The sequence below is a fragment of the Shewanella sp. 1180_01 genome (assembly GCF_052850535.1).
The window spans coordinates 21362-41034 of sequence record NZ_VXCT01000024.1 but is presented as its reverse complement, the minus strand read 5'-3'; the positions used below and the strand labels follow the sequence as shown (position 1 = coordinate 41034).

The 19673-nt window shown below is 44.3% G+C and carries 19 protein-coding genes; all 19 read right to left on the bottom strand.

All coding sequences use genetic code 11. From position 1 onward, the window contains the following. Positions 1–186: 186 nt before the first annotated feature. Positions 187–1530 carry a sigma-54-dependent transcriptional regulator gene (locus tag FW758_RS13590; protein WP_446445670.1) on the bottom strand — a complete coding sequence of 448 codons (1344 nt, stop codon included), beginning with the start codon at positions 1528–1530 and terminating at the stop codon, positions 187–189. Then, positions 1523–2605 carry a sensor histidine kinase gene (locus FW758_RS13585; RefSeq protein WP_446445669.1) on the bottom strand — a complete coding sequence of 361 codons (1083 nt, stop codon included), beginning with the start codon at positions 2603–2605 and terminating at the stop codon, positions 1523–1525. Before FW758_RS13585 ends, FW758_RS13590 begins: the two co-directional genes overlap by 8 nt. Before the next feature lie 110 nt (positions 2606–2715). Then, a complete protein-coding gene (locus FW758_RS13580; RefSeq protein WP_006082410.1) occupies positions 2716–4149 on the bottom strand; it encodes a sigma-54 dependent transcriptional regulator in 1434 nt (477 codons plus the stop codon). Positions 4150–4435: 286 nt separating this feature from the next. Beyond that, positions 4436–4846: a flagellar export chaperone FliS gene (gene fliS / locus FW758_RS13575; RefSeq protein ID WP_006082411.1), complete on the bottom strand. Its 411-nt coding sequence runs from the start codon at positions 4844–4846 to the stop codon at positions 4436–4438. 6 nt (positions 4847–4852) lie between these two features. After that, positions 4853–5173, bottom strand: a complete 321-nt coding sequence (locus FW758_RS13570) for a flagella biosynthesis chaperone for FliD, FliT (protein WP_446445668.1) — start codon at positions 5171–5173, stop codon at positions 4853–4855. A 26-nt stretch (positions 5174–5199) separates the two neighbouring features. Beyond that, a complete protein-coding gene (fliD, locus tag FW758_RS13565; protein ID WP_446445667.1) occupies positions 5200–6573 on the bottom strand; it encodes a flagellar filament capping protein FliD in 1374 nt (457 codons plus the stop codon). A 45-nt stretch (positions 6574–6618) separates the two neighbouring features. Continuing rightward, entirely contained in the window at positions 6619–7005 is a 387-nt protein-coding gene (locus FW758_RS13560) for a flagellar protein FlaG (RefSeq protein WP_446445666.1), read from the bottom strand. Positions 7006–7149: 144 nt separating this feature from the next. Further along, positions 7150–7968: a flagellin N-terminal helical domain-containing protein gene (locus FW758_RS13555; RefSeq protein ID WP_446445665.1), complete on the bottom strand. Its 819-nt coding sequence runs from the start codon at positions 7966–7968 to the stop codon at positions 7150–7152. Between the two features lie 257 nt (positions 7969–8225). Next, the gene (locus FW758_RS13550; RefSeq protein ID WP_446445664.1) at positions 8226–9047 is read right to left on the bottom strand and encodes a flagellin N-terminal helical domain-containing protein; all 822 of its coding nucleotides are present in this window, start codon (positions 9045–9047) and stop codon (positions 8226–8228) included. A 94-nt stretch (positions 9048–9141) separates the two neighbouring features. Then, complete coding sequence (flgL, locus tag FW758_RS13545) at positions 9142–10353, bottom strand: flagellar hook-associated protein FlgL (protein ID WP_446445663.1); 1212 nt, start codon at positions 10351–10353, stop codon at positions 9142–9144. An 11-nt stretch (positions 10354–10364) separates the two neighbouring features. Next, positions 10365–12290, bottom strand: coding sequence for a flagellar hook-associated protein FlgK (gene flgK, locus FW758_RS13540; RefSeq protein ID WP_446445662.1), 1926 nt, complete (start codon positions 12288–12290; stop codon positions 10365–10367). A 40-nt stretch (positions 12291–12330) separates the two neighbouring features. Beyond that, positions 12331–13473 (bottom strand): flagellar assembly peptidoglycan hydrolase FlgJ, encoded by a 1143-nt coding sequence (gene flgJ, locus FW758_RS13535; protein WP_259565013.1) that lies wholly within the window; start codon positions 13471–13473, stop codon positions 12331–12333. Between the two features lie 17 nt (positions 13474–13490). Beyond that, positions 13491–14582, bottom strand: a complete 1092-nt coding sequence (locus FW758_RS13530) for a flagellar basal body P-ring protein FlgI (protein ID WP_006082420.1) — start codon at positions 14580–14582, stop codon at positions 13491–13493. 11 nt (positions 14583–14593) lie between these two features. Beyond that, positions 14594–15268, bottom strand: a complete 675-nt coding sequence (gene flgH, locus FW758_RS13525; protein ID WP_012089711.1) for a flagellar basal body L-ring protein FlgH — start codon at positions 15266–15268, stop codon at positions 14594–14596. A gap of 11 nt (positions 15269–15279) precedes the next feature. Next, positions 15280–16068 (bottom strand): flagellar basal-body rod protein FlgG, encoded by a 789-nt coding sequence (gene flgG / locus FW758_RS13520; protein WP_446445661.1) that lies wholly within the window; start codon positions 16066–16068, stop codon positions 15280–15282. A 10-nt stretch (positions 16069–16078) separates the two neighbouring features. Then, positions 16079–16822, bottom strand: coding sequence for a flagellar basal-body rod protein FlgF (flgF, locus tag FW758_RS13515; protein WP_446445660.1), 744 nt, complete (start codon positions 16820–16822; stop codon positions 16079–16081). 172 nt (positions 16823–16994) lie between these two features. Next, on the bottom strand, positions 16995–18377 hold the full coding sequence (gene flgE, locus FW758_RS13510) for a flagellar hook protein FlgE (RefSeq protein ID WP_446445659.1): 1383 nt from the start codon (positions 18375–18377) through the stop codon (positions 16995–16997). An 82-nt stretch (positions 18378–18459) separates the two neighbouring features. Further along, positions 18460–19230, bottom strand: coding sequence for a flagellar hook assembly protein FlgD (gene flgD, locus FW758_RS13505; RefSeq protein WP_259540836.1), 771 nt, complete (start codon positions 19228–19230; stop codon positions 18460–18462). A 24-nt stretch (positions 19231–19254) separates the two neighbouring features. Further along, on the bottom strand, positions 19255–19671 hold the full coding sequence (flgC, locus tag FW758_RS13500) for a flagellar basal body rod protein FlgC (protein ID WP_006085646.1): 417 nt from the start codon (positions 19669–19671) through the stop codon (positions 19255–19257). Positions 19672–19673 lie beyond the last annotated feature (2 nt).

Here is a 19673-nt window from a genome sequence, read left to right as displayed (position 1 = left end):
AACGGGACAATGCAAAATAACGGCCAAGTTTTCAAATGGTCGTGATTGATAACAAATTGACAGGATAAGAAGACGTTAAAACTAAGGATCCTGGATAAAATAGGTCACTTTTGCGGTGGTATATTTTAATAAACGCAGCCTCACAATCAATATGGAGGCTGCAAGATTATCACTTGAATTTAAAGACTAATTTGGCAGTTGAATGCCCATATCACGCATTCTTGCCATCTTGTATCTTAAGGTTCGGGCGCTTATCCCCAGTTTTTCAGCGACCAGTTTGCGGCTTCCTTGGCATTGATTAAGGGTTTCTAAAATAATCACATGCTCCTGCGCTTTAAGCTCTTCGCCTAAACCGTCTGGCTCGGCAACAAATTGATCTAGGTCTTCGCCGCCTAAAATCACATCCTGCGCATCGATAATAATGTCATTAGCGGTGATCACTTGACCGGCTCTTAATATCAAAGCCCTCTGGATCACATTATCGAGTTCACGTACATTCCCCGGCCAGCGATGACTCAATAAACGTCGACGTGCATTTTCATCCAACTCAGGCACATCGGCGACATTCAATGCCTTGGCATGCTTAACCAGTAAATGACGCGCAAGAGGCAGAATGTCCGCAGGACGTTGACTTAATGCGGGCCAAGCTAAGGGGAACACGTTGATTCGATAATAGAGATCTTCCCTAAAGCCACCGGCGGCTACTACGGCTTTTAAGTCGCGATTAGATGTGGCAAGCACGCGCACATCGAGCTTAATGGTTTTACGGCCGCCTAAACGCTCAACTTCACGCTCTTGCAATACCCGCAATAACTTAGCTTGTAGGCCTAAATCCATCTCAGAGATTTCATCTAGCAGCAAAGTGCCACCTTGAGCCTGCTCAAATTTCCCCGGACACGCTTGATAGGCACCAGTAAATGCGCCTTTTTCATAACCAAAAAGGGTGGCTTCGAGCATATTCTCAGGAATCGCTGCACAGTTAATGGCTACAAAAGCTTGATCCGCACGGCCACTGTGTTGATGAATATAACGGGCTAAGACTTCTTTACCCGAGCCGCTAGGACCTAAGATCATAACAGAGGCATCGGAAGCGGCAACCCGCTGAGCCAGTGCCAATAAAGCTAAACTCTTCTCATCGGCAACAACTGGCTGATCCACATTTTGTTTTAACGGCAAATAGCGGGAAACTTGATTGAGCAAGACTTCTGGCGCAAATGGTTTCGCTAAGTAATCGACAGCGCCCAATTTAATGGCATCCACCGCACTACCAATCGTGGCATAAGCAGTCATCAACAACACTGGCAACTTAGGATGATGTTGCTGTAGGAAGTTTAATAATCCTAACCCACCAATGCCTTGCATCTGCACATCGCTAATGACTAAATCAAATTGATGTTGTTTCAAGGCTAAAATAGCGTCTTCACCGGAGGCAACATCAATGCACTCATACTGAGCCAACATTAAGGTATCCAACAAGGCTTCACGCAATGAGGCATCATCTTCAACGAGCAATAACTTTGCTTCAGACATGGGTAATCTCCAAAGGTAATATCACCGCAGATTTAGCCCTTGGGAAGACTAAAGACACAGTACAGCCTTTATTCGGTAAGCAACTTAATTGCAGTTGTCCTCCATGATTACGCACCACAGATTGCACAACCGCTAACCCGAGCCCAGTTCCCTGCGACTTAGTCGTAAAGAAAGGTTCAAGTACCTTCTGCTGCATATTGGCATCTAAACCTTTGCCATTGTCGATGACATTCAGTAGTAACTGATCGCCCTCTTCTGCCGCTTGAATACGAATCTCAGTCGCGCCAGCTTCGATACTGTTCATCACTAAATTATTGATTGCCGAGCTTAATGCATTTGAATTGGCTAACATCGAACTGCTTGATGCATCATCAAATGACAAGTCACAACCTTGCTTAGCCGCTATCGGCTCACAATTTGCCAATACATTGCCGATAACCTCAGCCAGTGTGATCAAATCTCCGAGTTCATCCTGACGGCCTTTCGCCATCAATAGCATGTCGTTAACCTGACGCTCCAGTTCATTGAGTCTATCAACAAGCTTTTGCTGGAATTTCGCTTTAGCGGCATCGGATAACTTAGGACTCGCAAGATTAGAGGCATATAGCAAAGCGGCAGATAAAGGCGTGCGCACTTGATGTGCCAAGGTAGCAACCATTTTACCCAGTGCAGATAAGCGTTGTAGATGGGATAGATTTTTCTGTAATAATCGAGTTTCAGTCAGATCAGTTAACACAATTAATTGACCAGGCTCTGGCGTCAGTGGCGTAATGGCTAGCTTAACGCGGCGGCCATTACGCAGTGACACTTCGTGGCCATCATCATCCTGTGGCGCAAAGGCACTGTGGATCACATCAATCCAGCGAACGCCACACAAGGAGCGCTCTAGTAATTCAACTGCAACCGGATTGGCATCCGTGACTATACCGTCGCCATTGATAATCACCACGCCGGATGGCATAGCCTGTAAAATATGCTCCATTCGATTGGACATATTAGCGGCCTCACGCAGTTGGTTCCATTGTTTGCTAGTGTGCTTGAATGACTCAATTTGCGCTAGTGGGTTGGCTGACATAGTCACTCCGTCAAAAAATTGCTTATGACGGAGTGACTGCAGTATCTATGCCAAATTAGAAATTAAACTTTAGAGGTTAAAAAATACTTATATAACAATAAAATAGAAAACTAATCTTTGGTCATTCCGTACTTACGCATTTTTTCTACTAGCGTTGTACGACGAATTCCTAACATCTCAGCCGCGCGAGCAACAACGTTATCTTGCAGCTCTAGTGCCTGACGTATCATGTCGATTTCCAGTTCTGCTAATAAATCCTTAAGGTTCACACCTTCAGGTGGTAGCTCACTGGGAAAACGCGTCTCAGGGATTTCAACCGGCTCTTCATCACTAAAGATAGAAGCCAAAGCATCACGTTCTTGCTGCTCTTCGCTCATCTCTACACAATATTCGGGCACATCGATATGGCGATACTTAACGGGTAAATCGTTAACATCAACCAATCCACCCGGATATAAAATGGTGAGGCGTTCGACTAAATTAGACAGCTCACGCACGTTACCAGACCAAGCATGCTCTTTTAACGACTCAATCGCACGCTGCGTAAAGCGCACCTTGCCACGGCCTTCGTTGTAGACTCGGCTCACCAACTCTTGTAATAGCAAAGGCACATCGTCCTTGCGATCACACAACGCGGGCATTTCGATCGGGAATACGTTTAGGCGGTAATAGAGATCCTCGCGGAACTCATTCACGCTGATCATGGTTTCTAAATCTCTATGTGTCGCTGCTACAACGCGCACATCGGCATTGATGGTCTTAGTGCCGCCAACACGCTCAAATACCCGTTCTTGCAGTACACGAAGCAATTTAACTTGCATCTGCAATGGCATGTCACCAATTTCATCGAGAAATAGTGTGCCACCTTCCGCCAATTCGAAACGGCCCTTACGAGAACAAATTGCCCCAGTAAATGATCCCTTCTCATGACCAAAAAGTTCACTCTCTAACAACTCTGGCGGTATAGCACCACAGTTAACAGGAATAAAAGGGCCATCACGGCGCTCAGACAAATAATGGATATTACGGGCGACCACTTCTTTACCGGTACCGGATTGACCCAGTACTAGTACAGTCGCCTCAGATGTCGCCACTTGATTAATCAAGTGTCTTACATTGGCAATACCATCACTGCGCCCAACCAAGCTTCGGAATAACTTAGTTTGATTTGCACTTGTGGGGACTTGAGGGCGTTTAACTTGACCAAATACTTGGCAGAAGTGTAATAATTCGGTGAGTTGAGGATAGGTTAAAGGTTCCTCAATGTTTCCAAGAATGTTAGACACTTGCAGATCGTCAACGTTGCCAAGCAACAGCATAGGTTGCCATGGATGTTGACCCGCGATGTTTTTAAGTGCATCAGCATCCATAACATCAGTTAGGATAACTAAAGCTCGAAAACGAGTATCTTGGAGGCTAGCACTTAATTTTTCGGCGTCAATTTGTGCAATTTGCTCACCTAAAAAATCAAAAATGCAACACAGGCGATTTAATCGCTCTGATGAGGGGCCGATAAGTAAAATTCGTTGATCTGTTTGCATCATTCAGTAGGCCGTAAAGCTCTAATATGTATTAATTCGCATTAATTATTTATGATTAGTTGCTGTAAAAGCTTAACAAATTCAATGTAACAATCTGTGCCACCATCACTACTGTGATGAATATTGTATTATCAGCAGACGAGAAGCAAGCCTCAGATGAGGTTTATGCCAAACTGAATTGATTTTAGTTCATTTATGCCATGATTCTAGTTAAAAACGTCAAACATTTGACTTTAAGCCAAAAAAAAGACGCAACCAGTGCGTCTTTTTCTAATCAAAAATTATTATATTAACCCGCTTCTGAATGTGCCGATATATTATGTTTATCAGCAGGAATAGCATCCCAACCTTCTTTGATGGTACGTAAAACCTCACATACATCATCAATCGCTTTCACATCATTATTGATGTTAGCTTCAGAAATTTTACGCAACATGAAATCATAAAGATCACTCAAATTTCTTGCTATCTGTCCACCAGCATCCATATCTAAGCTATTGTTTAAACCAGTAATAATCCCAATAGCCTTGCCAATATACATACCTTTATTAGACAGATCATTTTGTTCAATCGCAAGACGACTCTGCGCTAAACGTTGCAGTGCTCCCGCGAACATAAGCTGAATAATACGATGTGGTGAAGCAACGGTAATTTCACTTTCTAATGAAACCTTACGGTATGATTGCAGTGAACCTCTCATAAACACCTACCTATTTGAATCTATAGTCTTATAAACACTAATCTGGCGTTTATTCTTACTGCCTGCATGTAATAATGCTTGCCTATCTGCCATTACAACACTTGCTTTACTTGTGTACTCTTGAGTAAGGTCAAGTTGACGTTGAAGATACTCAACATCCGTCATATTCGCATCAGCCACTAATACATCGAGTAAAAGTTGACGCTCTCCAACCAGTACCTGCAAGTTCGACACCAACTCGTCAGTTTGAGGTTCTTCAGCAGGGATCTGCGTCAATTTATTTAAGATTTCACTCAAAATGGCATTTAGCTCATCAAGTTGTTTCACTAACAACTCCTTTACTCATTAAAAGTTTATTTTCCTTTCTTAACCGCACCAGGAAGTGAATTAATACGATCAATGAGGCCGCTACTCTGCTGATTAAGTTTGCCAACGACAAGATCCATAGCATTATACTGCTTAGTTAAACGCGCTGTTAGCTGATCCATTTTAAGCTTAAAGGCTTCTCTTTGATCTGTGATTTGGCTTTGCTGATTGGTATATCCAGTTTGACGAGAGTCAATTAGTCCACGTGACTTAACGTAGCTGTCAGCAAGATCATAAAAACGATTGGCAAGCCCTTTATCGGGCGTTGAAAATAACGCCTCAACACTAGACATGTCCTCTGAAAGCACTTTATCAAGTTTAGTATCATCAATAGATAACTTACCATATCTATCTGTTTTAATACCTATGTCATATAAGGCAATCGAATTACCACCATCAGTATCAATTCGCTCACTCGATATGCTTCGTAATTGAGATTCTATCGAGCGAACCATAGAGTCGCCCTGTAATGCAGCTGCGGTTTTCTTGTCCTTATCATAGGACGACATCTTATCAACGGCAGTGGCTAAGCTATTGTAAGCGTCAACAAAAGCTTTAACATTGGTCTTAACCGCATCATCATCTTGTTCAATTTTTAATGTAGTCGTCTTAGAAAGATCGGCATCAGTTAAGTTTAACGTCATACCTGCAATAGCATTTTTAACCTCATTTGTTTGTGAGGTAACCTTCTGATTATCAATGTAAACAACTGAATTCTTAGCATTTTGAAGCGTGGTAATATTTCCTGCACCAAACATATCATTCAGACCAGTACCAGACGTGTCATTAGCTGTAATACTGATTTGATTATCTTCACCCGATTTATTAGAGCTAAAAATCAACCGACTGCCAGCATCACTGGTAATAACTGTCGCCGTCACACCTGTATTATCTGATGATTTATTAACTTTCTTAGCAATGTCAGATAATGAGTCGGTTGCAGCAATATCAACAGAAAAGCTCTTGCCATTGATGCCAAAATCTAAACTTCCTTCACCGACAGGCAATACAGGATCTGCTACGTTTATTCCAGCAAGTTTATGATTGACCGCGAGCTGCTCAACTTTAATACCATAGCTACCCGCTTGTGCCGTCTTGTCTGCTGTGGCAGTTAAATAAGTTTCATTACTAACAGAGATTTTTCGTTGATTAAGAGCATCACCAGTTTGAAGTTTTTTTAAGGCATCTTGAAACGTAGACAACGCACTTTTTAAGGTTCCCATGGCAGAAACCTTTGCTTTAATGCTGTCTTCCTTTTTATTAAACATCGCTTCTTTCGGTGTTTTTTCAGCATCGACTAGAACTTGCACAATTTCACTAATTTTAAGGCCAGAACCCATGCCTGTCGCAGTTAATGCCATATAAACCTCTCACTCTTCAACGATTACTACTAGTAATATGTAAATCTACGCCTCTGTTTTCATCAAAAGCCCAGTGACTTCAGATAATTTTTCAGCTAGGGCTAATGCTTCTTCACTCGGCATCTGCCTAATGACATCACCAGTATCCCTGTCAAGTACAGTAACAACAGCTTGCCCCGAAGTTTCATCAACCTTAAATGCTAGCCCTTTACGCATCATCGACATCATATCAGATAGATCGGTAGCAAGCTGATTCAACTTACTTGGGTCCTGTTCATTACTTATTGCACTCTGTTCCACGGTTTGGTCAATCGTCGATACCTCGGCATCCCGCTTTAACTCGACATCTGAAGCAGATGTTTTAAGCGGTGCTTGAGTTAAATCAACTTTATTGTGAACCATAGAAGATGAACTTGCTATATTGATATCCATAGCCATACCTCAGCAAATTAAGTAATTGTTCTAACACAACCTCACAAAACAATTACACTATAAAGCTTAATTAACCTATTAATGTGGCAAAGGGAGATCCGTTGCCGAACCTCCCTTATCACTTATCCGTATTGCTACTGAAGACTACAGTAGTGATAAGGCCACTTGAGGTAACTGGTTAGCTTGGGCCAACATAGCAGAACCCGTTTGCTGTAGTACTTGATTCTTTGTCATTTGCGATGTTTCTTTCGCGAAATCCACATCAACGATACGGCTCTTAGCATCGGCAACGTTAGCTTGGGTGTTTGCACTGTTACTGATGTTATGCGCTAGACGGTTTTGCATCGCACCTAAGTCAGCACGTTGGGTATCAATTGTTTTAATCGCTTTGTCAATTGCAGCAAGAGAAGATGCTCGGTTTGCAGAGGTAGCTAATGCTATGCCACTTACAGATAAAGAGGTCTTATCCGTTTTTTTCACCTTCACGGTAACATCTTCACCTTCTTGGTGACCGACTTGGAACTTCTTACCAGCAGAGAAACCACCCTGCATTAATTTAGTTGTACCGAAAGCAGTGTTCTTACCAATATCATCAATTTCTATCACTAACTGGTCAATCTCAGCTTTTAAAGCAGCGATATCATCGGTACTGTTTGCACCGTTTTCAGCCTGAACAGTCAAGTCTCGCATACGTTGTAACATGTTAGTTTGCTCTTGCATCGCACCTTCAGCAATTTGTGCGATTGAAATAGCATCGTTAGCGTTACGCATACCGACTTCAAGGCCGCGTACTTGGCTATTCAGACGGTTAGAAATTGCTAGACCGGCAGCATCGTCCTTAGCACTGTTAATACGCAGACCACTGGATAAACGTTCCATTGATGTGGCCAAACCGCCAGCTGATGTATTTAAGTTCTTTTGCGCTTTTAAAGATGTGACGTTCGTGTTTACTGTAATGGCCATGATTCGTTTCCTCTTTATACCTGGCTTATTCAACTTGCCTGTCTACTTATTAAGCCAGGCGGGTCTTAGTGGTTACAGTATATTTAACGGCAGCACCTTTTTTATCTTTAGGATTATTTTTAAAAAATAATAACTTTTCAAAAATAATCATTTTTTTCAAATAGATAACTATCTTTAATAAAAACTTTGCCTACTTTCCTAGAAGATTCTAGAACAAGTAGGCAAAAGCACTTCAATACCATTTCACATCAATGGCATTAACCAAGGAGAGATAGTGCAACTTGAGGTAACTGGTTAGCCTGTGCAAGCATTGCAGAACCCGTTTGTTGTAATACTTGATTCTTAGTCATTTGTGAGGTTTCCTTCGCAAAATCGACATCCACGATACGACTCTTAGCATCAGCAACGTTAGCTTGTGTGTTCGCACTGTTACTAATGTTATGTGCTAAACGGTTTTGTACCGCACCTAAATCAGCACGTTGGGTGTCAATCGATTTAATGGCTTTATCAATCGCCTTGAGCGATGATGCGCGGTTTGCAGAACTCGCCAACGCTAAGCCAGCCACTGATAAAGATGTTTTATCTGTTTTCTTCACTTTTACAACGACATCTTCACCTTCTTGGTGACCGACTTGGAACACTTTCCCTGCCGAGAATCCACCTTGTAACAGCTTTGTATTACCAAACGCTGTACTTGTGCCTATGTTATCAATCTCAGTAACTAACTGATCCATTTCAGCTTTCAGTGCTGAAATATCGTCAGTACTGTTTGCACCATTTTCTGCTTGAATGGTTAAATCACGCATACGTTGGAGCATGTTCGTTTGTTCTTGCATCGCACCTTCGGCGATTTGAGCAATTGAAATCGCGTCATTTGCATTTCGCATGCCCACTTCTAGACCGCGTACTTGGCTGTTCAAGCGGTTAGATATGGCTAGACCTGCGGCATCATCTTTAGCGCTGTTAATGCGCAGACCACTTGATAGACGTTCCATAGAGGTCGATAAACCGCTACTAGAAGTATTTAAATTCTTTTGTGCCTTCATTGAAGTCACGTTGGTATTAACTGTAATAGCCATGTTGAGTTCCTCTTCCTAGTTATACCGCCAAGGCTTGGAGCTTGGCTAAATTTTTAACAATTTATCTTACAGATGGATAGGTACTTGCTTTCTGTTAAATAAAGTCGAACAGGGAAACAGAACCCACCTTACTAAACACGTTTGAGACTGCGTTCAATGCAAGCTGTTGCTTTTCAAATTCCGTAATCGCTGATGCATAATCGAGATCTTCCAAGAGTGATAGCGCTGATGTGTTCACCACTTTCTCCTCGGTATGTGTCTCTGTGTAACTTTCGACAACTTTCAGATTATTCCCTGCCACACTTCTGGCAGAACTAATTTGATTGACGCCACTATCAATGTTATTCAATATCTGTGCCAACTGAGCTCGCCCTTGAGGCGTGTTAGCGGAATTAGGATCTTCAATTAATGCAATCGCACTGCTGATCGTATCGAAAATACTGACCTCGGCCTGGGGTTCCATGGTGAAACTATCGCCAGCGCTGGGTTTTCCATCAATTTTAACGTCTATACCATTAAAGCTAACGGGATTGGTCGCATCAAAATTAGCGACGTTTGCGACAGGATTATTAGCAGAATCGAGCACTTGTAAATTCGTGCCACCAGCGCCATTATCAGTAAAGTTAAACGTATATGTATCAGCTACATAAGTTGCAGCATCAGCAATTTTTGCCGTTTTAACGCTAAACTCCCCCTGCTGGCTGGCCAAATAATTGACGCTATAATCACCAAGTCCATTGGGTGCTTTCATAAACGCGCTATCGCCAGGGATGTTTGTCCCCATGGCCACACCCGTTTGCACTAAACTATTTCTGACGCCAGAATCACCGCTATACACAATTTTAGGCGGCGTCGAATTATCAAAAGCAAAAGGTTCTTTATCGGTACTGAAACCGGAGAACATATAATTGCCAGATTCATCCTTACTATTCGCAATAGAAAGCAACTCTTCCAAGCTGCCTTTCATCTCATCGGCAATCATTTGCCGCTCAGTTCCAGATAGTGTGCCGTTTATCGCGCGCATAACTTGCTCACGCATCGAACCGGTCAAATCTTCAGCACTACCGAGTTTACTTTCAGTCACGGCAAGACGATTCGTTGCATAATCTATGTTCTTCATAAACTGATCGACGAGTGCATTTTTCTGATTCAGATTATCAATACCCTGTGACGCCACAGGATCATCACCAGCAGTATTGACTTTCTTACCACTTCTCAATTGGTCAATAATTTTGCTGGTCGCTGTTTGCTTTTGCAGCACACTGGTAATGCTTTGATTAAAGAGCTGCGCGGATGATAATCGCATAGTTAAATCTCCTAACGCACTGAGGATAATAAGGTGTCAAAAATCTGCTGTGCAGTCGTCATGATCCGCGCAGAGGCTTGATAGGCTTGCTGAAAACGCATTAAATTTGCCGCTTCTTCATCTAAGTTCACGCCCGACTCACTCTCTACGCGCGCATAAGCTTGTTGATACACGGCCTCTGCCGAACCTGTACGCACTTTGGCCGCTTTCGTTTTACTGCCTACCTCGAGCTTAGTATTCTCGAACACATCAGCTAGGGTCGACTTTCCCCCATTCATCACCTTACTTTCGCTCAACTTAGCCATAGCGACAGCATTAGAGTTATCCCCCTCTGCGAAGGATAAATCGAAGGTAAATCTGTCATTGCCTGCTGCAGCTGTACTATCTACTTCGAAGGTAAAACCAAAGGCGCTGATACTCGGTGGGGTATAAGTTGTAGCAGCCCCAAGTGATGTTCCTGCGGCATCAAATGCTTCATAGGTGGGTGGCACGACTGTGGTGTCGAGTTTGATCGTCAATTCACTGCCCGTCACAGGGAAATTTGCGGCATTGCGATTGCCAATTTGAGTCAACTTAACTTGGGTATTGCCCGAGTTAGCGGCATCTGCGGTAATCTTTGGGGATGCGGCGGCAATACCTTTAGGGTCTTTCATGACAACTTCAATGCCATTTGAGGCGCCCGCTGTCGGGCGAATGGCAAAGCGATCCCCCGACGCCATAGCGCCTGCTTTTATGTCAATTGAAAATCCAGAACCACCCGATAATGTCGAGCCCGTTAACGTCAGCGGTGTTATCGTCCCCGTTTCCGTATCTCTCAATTCATAAGTGGCAGGCGAGGTAAATGACAGCTCGTAGGCACCACCAGTTAATAGACTGCTATCATCGATGGTGACGCCTAACGTTGCATTGCCCGTATTACCAGAAAAACCTGCCACACGGCCCAAGGACATCATAGGATCATTGATATCTTTGAAGATATTGGCGCCGACTTGCCCATTGAGGTCAATGCCTTGCGCTTGCATTTTGTTGAAGTTATCAGCCACGCCCAAAGCTAATTGGTCAAGCTCATGACCTGCGGGAATTAACGTCTGATCACGATAATCAAACATAGCTCCTAGCTGACCGCCAAGCTTACTTGGGTCAACTGTGACGCTTTGCGAACCAATACTTGAGTTAAGCTGTAACTCTTTGGGAAATGGGTTACCCGCTTGAGTGCCCATACTCATGGCAATCTCACCGGAAACCAGCATCACAGAGCCACCGAGCATGATACTCTTTGCACCATTTTCTTGCGGGATGACATTCACTTGGGCGTACTGGCTTAATTCTTGAACGAGTGCATCTTGCTTATCGAGTAACTGCGCATCTTGATTCGGTGACTTCATCAGCTCTAGGTTTAAGTTGGCAAGTTCTGTACTGATCTCATTAATACGCTTAGTCATGCCGGTTATCTGGTCATTGGTTTGATCGAGCTGACCATTCAAATAAGACTGCATCTGATTCAGGCTACTGGCGACTTGCTGCGCATTCGTTAAGGTCGAGCTGCGGATGCCCAAATCAGCGGGTAAGTCCGCCACGCTATTCATACCTGCAAACAGGTCATTTAAGCTTTGTGGCACAACTTTGCCTATTTGTGAAAATAGCTGATCGAGTTCACTCAATTTACCGTAGCTGGCTTCGGCAGCACTGAGCGTTGTTTGGCCAATGCGCAACTCTCTTGCAGCATAGTCATTGTAGATTCGCTTAACGTCATTAACGTAAGTTCCTGTGCCATAAAAGCTATTGCCTAAACGCTGTGATTCTAGAGTCGACTGAGTAGCCACTTGTCTGTGGTAACCCGCGGTATTGGCGTTAGCAATGTTATTACCGGTGACACCCAGTTGCGACTGGGAGGCAAGCACCCCAGTTCGCGCAATATTCAGCAGATCAACGGCCATTAGTTGACACTCCTATGAACAAACAGGGTTGTAAGGTTCATCATTTGTCTTCTCCTGGCAGAATTGATTTCAGCTCTTCACTGATGGACTGCATCACTTTAATGACTTTTTCAGCATATCTAGGATCTGTGGCATAACCCGCATCCTGCAAAGCTCGAATAAACTGAGTTGGCGAAGCCGCCACTTTCTTCGCATCTTGATAACGATCGCCTTCGGCAATGAAGGACACAAAATCGTTGAAACTATGTTCAAAGTCACTGTAAACACGGAAGTCGGCTTTTTGCTGCACAGCCACACCGTGTTCGAATTCTAAGGTGCTGACGTTCGCTTTATCGCCTTGCCAACGACGATCAGCTTTAATATTGAATAGGTTATGACTTGGCGCGCCGTTATTACCGCGAACAATTTTTTGTCCCCAGCCAGTTTCAAGTGCCGATTGCGCCAACAATACTTCTGGCTGGGTACCTAATGCTTTTGCCGCTTTTTCAGCGTGTGGATATAAGGTCGCCAAAAACTCTTCGCGACTACCGAAGCGGACTATCTTCTGAGTTTCCCTAAAAGCTGCCGTCGGCAAAACTTGGCCGCTAATCACAGGGTCGACGACAGAAAGTGACTGTTCGCTCCAGCTTGGCTTAGGTGAATCAATTGCCAGTAAACGATTAGGCGTATCAATGTCCATTGATGAGTTTGCATCCATGGCTCTATCGGGCTCAAATGCTGGTCGAGCAATTGCAGCGGGGACACCATGGTTAACAACTGTGGGCTCAACCGCTGGCGCGACTGCACTCTGCATTGGCACGTTAAGCGCTTTAGCATCATGGAGCATTTTCATACCGCCATCGTCGCGTAATACCGATGCTGGCGTGAAATGACTGGTTTCAGGGGAAAGTTGCTGCACCATCATATCGGCAAGGCCCAATACCCCTTTGTCAGATAAATCGACCGATAACTGCTGATCGCGCATCTGCTCGTAAAACTTAGTGTATTGGCTATTGAGAGGACTATCAGACTGAAAAACCGCATTGGCATCGCGCATACTTTTCATCAGCATTTGCACGAAAATACCTTCAAATTGTTGGGCGACCTTTTTCAAGGCGCCCTTCTCATCCTTCTGAGCCTGGGCGCGGAGTGAATCTAAGCCGCCCAGGTCAAGAAAATGTGATGAACTTGAAAGCTTTTCCATGATTTTCCCGACAGAAATTAGATGATGATAAGTTCACCATGCAAAGCTCCTGCCACTTTTAATGCCTCAAGTATTGCTAACACATCTGAGGGGGCTGCACCGACTAAATTAACCGCTCTAACCAGCTCATCCAGCGTAGTGCCTGGATTAAACATAAACATACGGCGGTCACTTTCTGTCGCTGTAATCGTACTATTGCTCGTGACAGTTGTTTGACCATTGGCTAAGGCGTTTGGCTGTGAAACCTGGGTTGCCTCAGCAATCGTGACTGTCATGCCGCCATGGGTAATCGCCGCTGGGAGTAAGCGCACGTTTTGCCCAACCACTATGGTTCCAGTGCGTGAGTTAACGATCACTTTGGCAGATTCTTCTGCGGGGATAACATCCAGATTTTCAAGCGTTGCTAAAAAAGACACCCGTTGTGATACATCACGCGGAGCACTGACCTGCACAGATGTTGCGTCTAAAGGACGCGCCATATCAGGGCCTAATAGCTCATTAATCGCATCGGCCATCCGTTGTGCAGTCGAAAAATCAGAACGACGTAAGTTAAACGTCAAATAATCGCCGGTTGAAAATGGGGTCGCCACACTGCGCTCGACAATCGCGCCATTGGGTATACGGCCAACAGTTGGAGTATTTTGGATCACCTTTGAACCATCTAAACCATCGGCACTAAAACCACTCACCACTAAGCTGCCTTGGGCTATGGCATACACATTACCGTCAACGCCTTTCAAAAAGGTTTGCAATAAGGTGCCGCCGCGTAAACTTTTGGCTTCGCCTAAGCTAGATACGGTGACGTCAAGATCTTGACCCGGTTTTATAAAGGCTGGCATATCGGCGTGTACGGCAACCACAGCGACGTTTTTAATCTTTGGTTTGACGTTGTCAGGAAGATTAATACCGAAATTTTTCAGCATAGTCATAAAGGTTTGTTCGGTATAACTGGTTTTTTCACCCGTTCCCGGCAAACCAACCACTAAGCCATAACCGATCAACTGGTTACTGCGTACGCCCTGCACATTGGCAATATCTTTAATTCGTTCAGCCTGACTAGGTAGAGAAAACACTAGCACGGCAACGGCTAACACCAGTTTATATTTCATGATACGACTCCTTAGAAGGGCCACCAGTCGCTCATAAAGAACTGGCTTAACCAGCCCACTTTTTGAGCATCTGCGAAAGTACCTGTGCCACTGTATTGAATACGGGCATTTGCCATCCGCGTTGAATCGATAGTGTTATCGGGTTTAATGTCCTGCGAGCGAACCAGACCAGTGACGCGAATAAACTCATCACCATTGTTAATTGAGATCCATTTTTCACCGCGGATCACTAAGCTGCCGTTGTTCAGCACTTGCATCACGTTTGCCGAAATGCTGCCATCTAAACTATTACTCTGATCCGCATCCGATTCACGTTTAGTGTTCATGCTATCTTTATAACGTAAATCAATTGGTACTCCGCCAACGGAGATATTACTACCACCGGCGAAGATAGGATCTAAGCTCATATCAGAGCCTTTTTTGATCTGATTGCCTGCACTCTTCTTAGCTTGAGTCGACTCTTTCAAAACGATAGTGATAATGTCGCCAACTTTGTGAGCACGTATATCCGAATACAAGCTAGATGCTTGACTGTCTTGATAAATAGAACCAGTCGCGGCAATTTTTGTCGGCGGTGCCTCTGGGTATACCGGCGCATAAAAGGGATCATCCGCAAGGGGTTTCTTTTGCGTCGAGCTACAAGCTGCAAGCAATAACGCGACGGCCAACACAAGATATCTAGCCATGATGTTTGCCTCTATAAATTCTGAGTCACGTAAGACAGCATCTGATCTACCGCTGAAATCACTTTGGAGTTCATCTCGTAAATGCGCTGACTTTCGATAAGATTCACAAGTTCTTCGGTCACGTTAACGTTAGAGGTTTCTAAGGCGCCTTGACGAATCGCTCCCATGCCATCTAACGAAGCAGTACCTTGAATGGGCGTGCCGCTCGCACCGGTTTCCGTGTATAAGTTTTGCCCCATAGGATCCAGACCCGATGGATTAATAAAATCCGTCATAGTCAACTGACCCACAACTTGGTTCTCTGCTGTACCTGGGGTTTTCACTGAAACTTCACCCTCAGCGGAAACGGTAATACTAGTCGCATTGTCAGGAATCGTGATCGCGGGTTGCAGCAAGTAGCCAGAACCTGGCGTCACAATCTGGCCCGTATCGTCTAAGGTAAACTGACCATTTCGAGTATAGGCCGCAGTACCATCGGGTAGCTGGATTTCAAAAAAACCTGGGCCCTCAATCATCAGATCCAATGAGTTATCCGTAGTCAGCATGTTGCCTTGGGTAAACATTTTCTGTGTGGCGACAACTTTGGTACCCGCACCTATGTTTAATCCATTAGGTAACTTAATGTTAGAAGCGCTGACACCGCCCGCTTGGTTAACTGTTTGGTAAAGCAAATCTTCAAATACTGCGCGACTTTTCTTGTAGCCCACAGTGCTGGCGTTCGCCACGTTGTTCGAGATCACCGCAATGTCAGTTTGCTGTGCGTCTAAGCCAGTTTTACTAATCCATAACGCCGGATGCATAATCTATCTCCTAACTAATACGCATTAATGAAGATGAAGCGCGATCATTTTCTTCCGCGGTTTTCATCATCTTGACTTGCAATTCAAACTGACGCTGAAGGTCAATCAAAGACACCATTTCATCGACAGGATTTACGTTACTGCCTTCCACTGCGCCACTTTCAACCCCTACGCTAGGATCGGTAGGAGCGATATTGCCCGACACGAGCCGGAACAGTCCGTCCTCACCCCGCATCATCTCGGCATTACCCGGATTAACGAGTTTCAAGCGACCGACTTCTTCCACAACCTCAGCGGTAGCGCCCTGAGGTCGCACAGAAATAATGCCATCCTGAGAAATTGAAACTTTCTCGATAGGAAGCGGCAACACTATGGGACCAGCATCACCCATAACAGGATTTCCCCTGTCATTGTGTAGTAAACCCGTAGAGTCGAAACTTAAACTGCCTGAGCGGGTATAGGCTTCACTGCCATCTTTTGCCTGCACGGCAAACCAGCCGTCGCCTTTAATGGCAACATCGAGATCTCGTCCAGTGGTTTTTATGGGACCAGAGCGAAAATTAGCTGACGGAGATTCTGTCATCGCAAACACCCTTGTCGGCAATCCTTCACCGAAGGCCTGCATCGAGCGAGCTTGCGCCATATCGGATTTAAAACCGTCGGTATTCGCGTTAGCTAAGTTGTTCGCACGGAGCGCCAGCTCATTCATATTTTGCTTAGCACCACTCATGGCGACATAAAGGAATTTGTCCACAGACTGCTCCGTCAAATTTTCTACATGACAATAGCAAAGCAAGCATCATGCCAACAAAATTGACTTTTAATTTACTGATAGAATTGAAGAATAGGAAAATGAAGTGAATTGACAGTAGGATAAAGGCTAAGTGTTGCCACTGGCGGCAACACTTAGTCATACAATGTAATGATTAGCGGATTTGTAATACGGTTTGTTGCAGCGTGTTGTTCACTTCAAGGGTACGAGAGTTTGCTTGGAAATTACGCTGCGCAGAAATTAAATCAACCAGTTCAGTGGTCAAATCGATGTTCGATCGCTCTAACGCCGATGACTTGATGCTACCAAAAGTACCACTGTTTGCCTCACCAGCAAGAGCAGGGCCAGAATTCAAACTGGCTTTCCACGACGTATTACCCACCTGTGTTAAACCTTGTTCGTTAGCAAATCGAACCAAGGCAACTCGTGCTAAAGGCACACTTAAATGGTTCGAGTAACTTGCAGTAATTAAACCATTAGCACCAATTTCAACGTTAGTTAAACGACCAACCGTCGTACCATCTTGTTTCAATTCAGTCGCCGCAAAAGGATCTGCATATTGCGTTGGCGCATTGAACTTCACTGTTAATGCTTGAGTGGCATCCGCTCCAGCACCTAATACACCAGCTGGTTTATTACCAAGTGGCGCCGTAGTAATAACTGCAGGATTACTGTCAATATAGGCTCCAACTGAGTTAAACTTCAGCACCGCCCCCGTCCAGCCACCAGCAGTTTGCGCTGAAACACCACCACCGCCCGCAACAGGTGGCACATCTGGACTACCGTCACCATCAGTATCCACATCGTATTTACCTGCAGGGCCATTTAAATTTACAGGTTTATTATCAATAGCATAATAAGCCACCCAATTACTCTCACCATTATATGCACCGTCTTTAGGCTTCACAAAGTACGTGGTCATGATGTGGCCCTCACCGAGAGAGTCATAAATAGTCATTGAAGTGACATTGTTATAAGTTTTTGGATCGGCGGGATCAAATAAAGCAGGATCTAGTGCTTCAGCTTTAGCATTTAAGTTCATTTGTAAAGTGACATTCTCAGTCTTTACTGGACGACCTGCAGTATCGGGAATTTGTACAGGCTTAGCCGTGGTTAAACTCACAGATGTTGAGTTGCCGTCTTTATCCACAGGGAAAGTCTGTAAATAGTTGCCAGCCGAATCCACCATGTAATTATTAGAATCTACTTTAAAAGCGCCTGCACGGGTGAATGCGTGATCTAATGTTCCTAATTCAGAGGACGTTACAAAGAAACCACCACCTTTGATTGCCAAGTCGAGGGAGTTCTTCGTCAGTTGTAAGCTGCCTTGATGGAATTGCTGTGCCACTTGACTCGTTGCAACACCACCACCAACAGCAGTTTTAGCATTTGAAAAAATAGAATTAGCGTACACATCCGCAAATTCAGCACGGGACTCTTTAAAGCCAATGGTGTTCGCATTAGCAATGTTATTCGCCGTAGTGTTTAAATCTTTCTGCGCGGCATCAATGCCACTCAATGCAATGTTAAACGACATAATTCACCTCTACACTTGACTCAATTCATTGATGAGCGACTTACGCCCAATTCGGATGCTGCAAAAATTCTTTTAGGCAAACTTAGGTTTCAGATACAGCTAACACATCGGTTAACTTGATGCCCATACCGCCTCTCAAGTTAAGAATGGCACCAGTACTGGCCGTACCAAGAGAGACACTGGTCACATGAGCATAGGTCGAGACTGGCAATTCTTGGGATTTCCCATCCACTAAACCACTCGCCTTGATCGTATAGTTACCTGCGGTTACAGGTTTTCCATCTTTATCGAGGCCATCCCAGTTGACATCGACATTGCCCCCCTTACTGCCATCAACTTTAAAGGTGGTCACAACTTGGCCTTTATCATCCTCAACACGTACAGTAATTTCAGGAATTTTAGCTGGCGTGCTAATCACACCTTTTATTGTTGGGCTTTCAGCTGAAATGTTACCTGTATCGGTTGGGATCAATACCTTGCGACCAACAAGTCCCGATGCCTGCAATGCTTGGCTCGACGTCATAACACCGTTCAAATTAACGATTTCATTATTCAACTTAGTAATACCATCAACCGTCGAGAATGATGCCATCTGCGCAATCATTTGGTCGTTGTCGACGGGCTTAAAAGGGTCCTGCATCGATAACTGTTGGCTTAATAACGAGAAAAAGTCATCTTGAGTTAACTGTTGGCTTTTCGCTTCCGGTACTATCGAATCTTTTGGCAGTCTTATGCCATCAAGAAACGGATTACCCGTTGAACTGGTTGATGAGTTGGTCGTCACAGCATTTGACTGACTCTTATTTTGAGCCGTCTGCGTCGATGCTTGGTTAATTTGATTAATGAGGCTCACAGCTTACCTCCTAAGTAACACATGTTATTTACCCATCCCAAGTGTTTGTTGCAGCATAGACTTAGCTGCTTCAGCGACTTGAACATTCATTTGATATGAGCGCGAAGCAGAAATCATATCTGCCATTTCTTCCATGACATTAACATTCGGTTTATAAATAAAGCCGTCCGCATCCGCCATTGGATGATCGGGCGAATATTCTTTTAGCAGTGGTTTATCACTTTCAACAATACCTTTTACCGCAACACCTTGAGAGGCTTGTTGCTGGCTTTGAGCTTTAGCCATTTCAGCTTCAAAAATAGGATGACGGGAACGATAGGTCTTATCTACGCTACTCGAGACGGAATCAGCGTTAGCTATGTTACTCGCCGTGGTGTTCAACCTGACCGATTGAGCCGACATTCCAGAGCCAGCAACATCAAATATGCTAAATAAACTCATGA

What these genes read in the sequence shown, in the direction of transcription:
- flgJ (WP_259565013.1), bottom strand. Translation starts at nt 13,473, where the DNA reads ATGGAAAAGCTTTCAAGTTCATCACATTTTCTTGACCTGGGCGGCTTA.
- FW758_RS13550 (WP_446445664.1), bottom strand. Translation starts at nt 9,047, where the DNA reads ATGGCTATTACAGTTAATACCAACGTGACTTCAATGAAGGCACAAAAG.
- flgH (WP_012089711.1), bottom strand. Translation starts at nt 15,268, where the DNA reads ATGGCTAGATATCTTGTGTTGGCCGTCGCGTTATTGCTTGCAGCTTGT.
- fliD (WP_446445667.1), bottom strand. Translation starts at nt 6,573, where the DNA reads ATGGCATTAACTGCGACAGGCATGGGTTCTGGCCTTAAAATTAGTGAA.
- FW758_RS13530 (WP_006082420.1), bottom strand. Translation starts at nt 14,582, where the DNA reads ATGAAATATAAACTGGTGTTAGCCGTTGCCGTGCTAGTGTTTTCTCTA.
- fliS (WP_006082411.1), bottom strand. Translation starts at nt 4,846, where the DNA reads ATGAGAGGTTCACTGCAATCATACCGTAAGGTTTCATTAGAAAGTGAA.
- flgC (WP_006085646.1), bottom strand. Translation starts at nt 19,671, where the DNA reads ATGAGTTTATTTAGCATATTTGATGTTGCTGGCTCTGGAATGTCGGCT.
- flgL (WP_446445663.1), bottom strand. Translation starts at nt 10,353, where the DNA reads ATGCGATTATCATCCGCGCAGCTCTTTAATCAAAGCATTACCAGTGTG.
- FW758_RS13560 (WP_446445666.1), bottom strand. Translation starts at nt 7,005, where the DNA reads ATGGATATCAATATAGCAAGTTCATCTTCTATGGTTCACAATAAAGTT.
- flgK (WP_446445662.1), bottom strand. Translation starts at nt 12,290, where the DNA reads ATGGCCGTTGATCTGCTGAATATTGCGCGAACTGGGGTGCTTGCCTCC.
- FW758_RS13580 (WP_006082410.1), bottom strand. Translation starts at nt 4,149, where the DNA reads ATGATGCAAACAGATCAACGAATTTTACTTATCGGCCCCTCATCAGAG.
- FW758_RS13585 (WP_446445669.1), bottom strand. Translation starts at nt 2,605, where the DNA reads ATGTCAGCCAACCCACTAGCGCAAATTGAGTCATTCAAGCACACTAGC.
- flgG (WP_446445661.1), bottom strand. Translation starts at nt 16,068, where the DNA reads ATGCATCCGGCGTTATGGATTAGTAAAACTGGCTTAGACGCACAGCAA.
- FW758_RS13555 (WP_446445665.1), bottom strand. Translation starts at nt 7,968, where the DNA reads ATGGCCATTACAGTAAACACGAACGTCACATCTTTAAAAGCGCAAAAG.
- FW758_RS13590 (WP_446445670.1), bottom strand. Translation starts at nt 1,530, where the DNA reads ATGTCTGAAGCAAAGTTATTGCTCGTTGAAGATGATGCCTCATTGCGT.
- flgE (WP_446445659.1), bottom strand. Translation starts at nt 18,377, where the DNA reads ATGTCGTTTAACATTGCATTGAGTGGCATTGATGCCGCGCAGAAAGAT.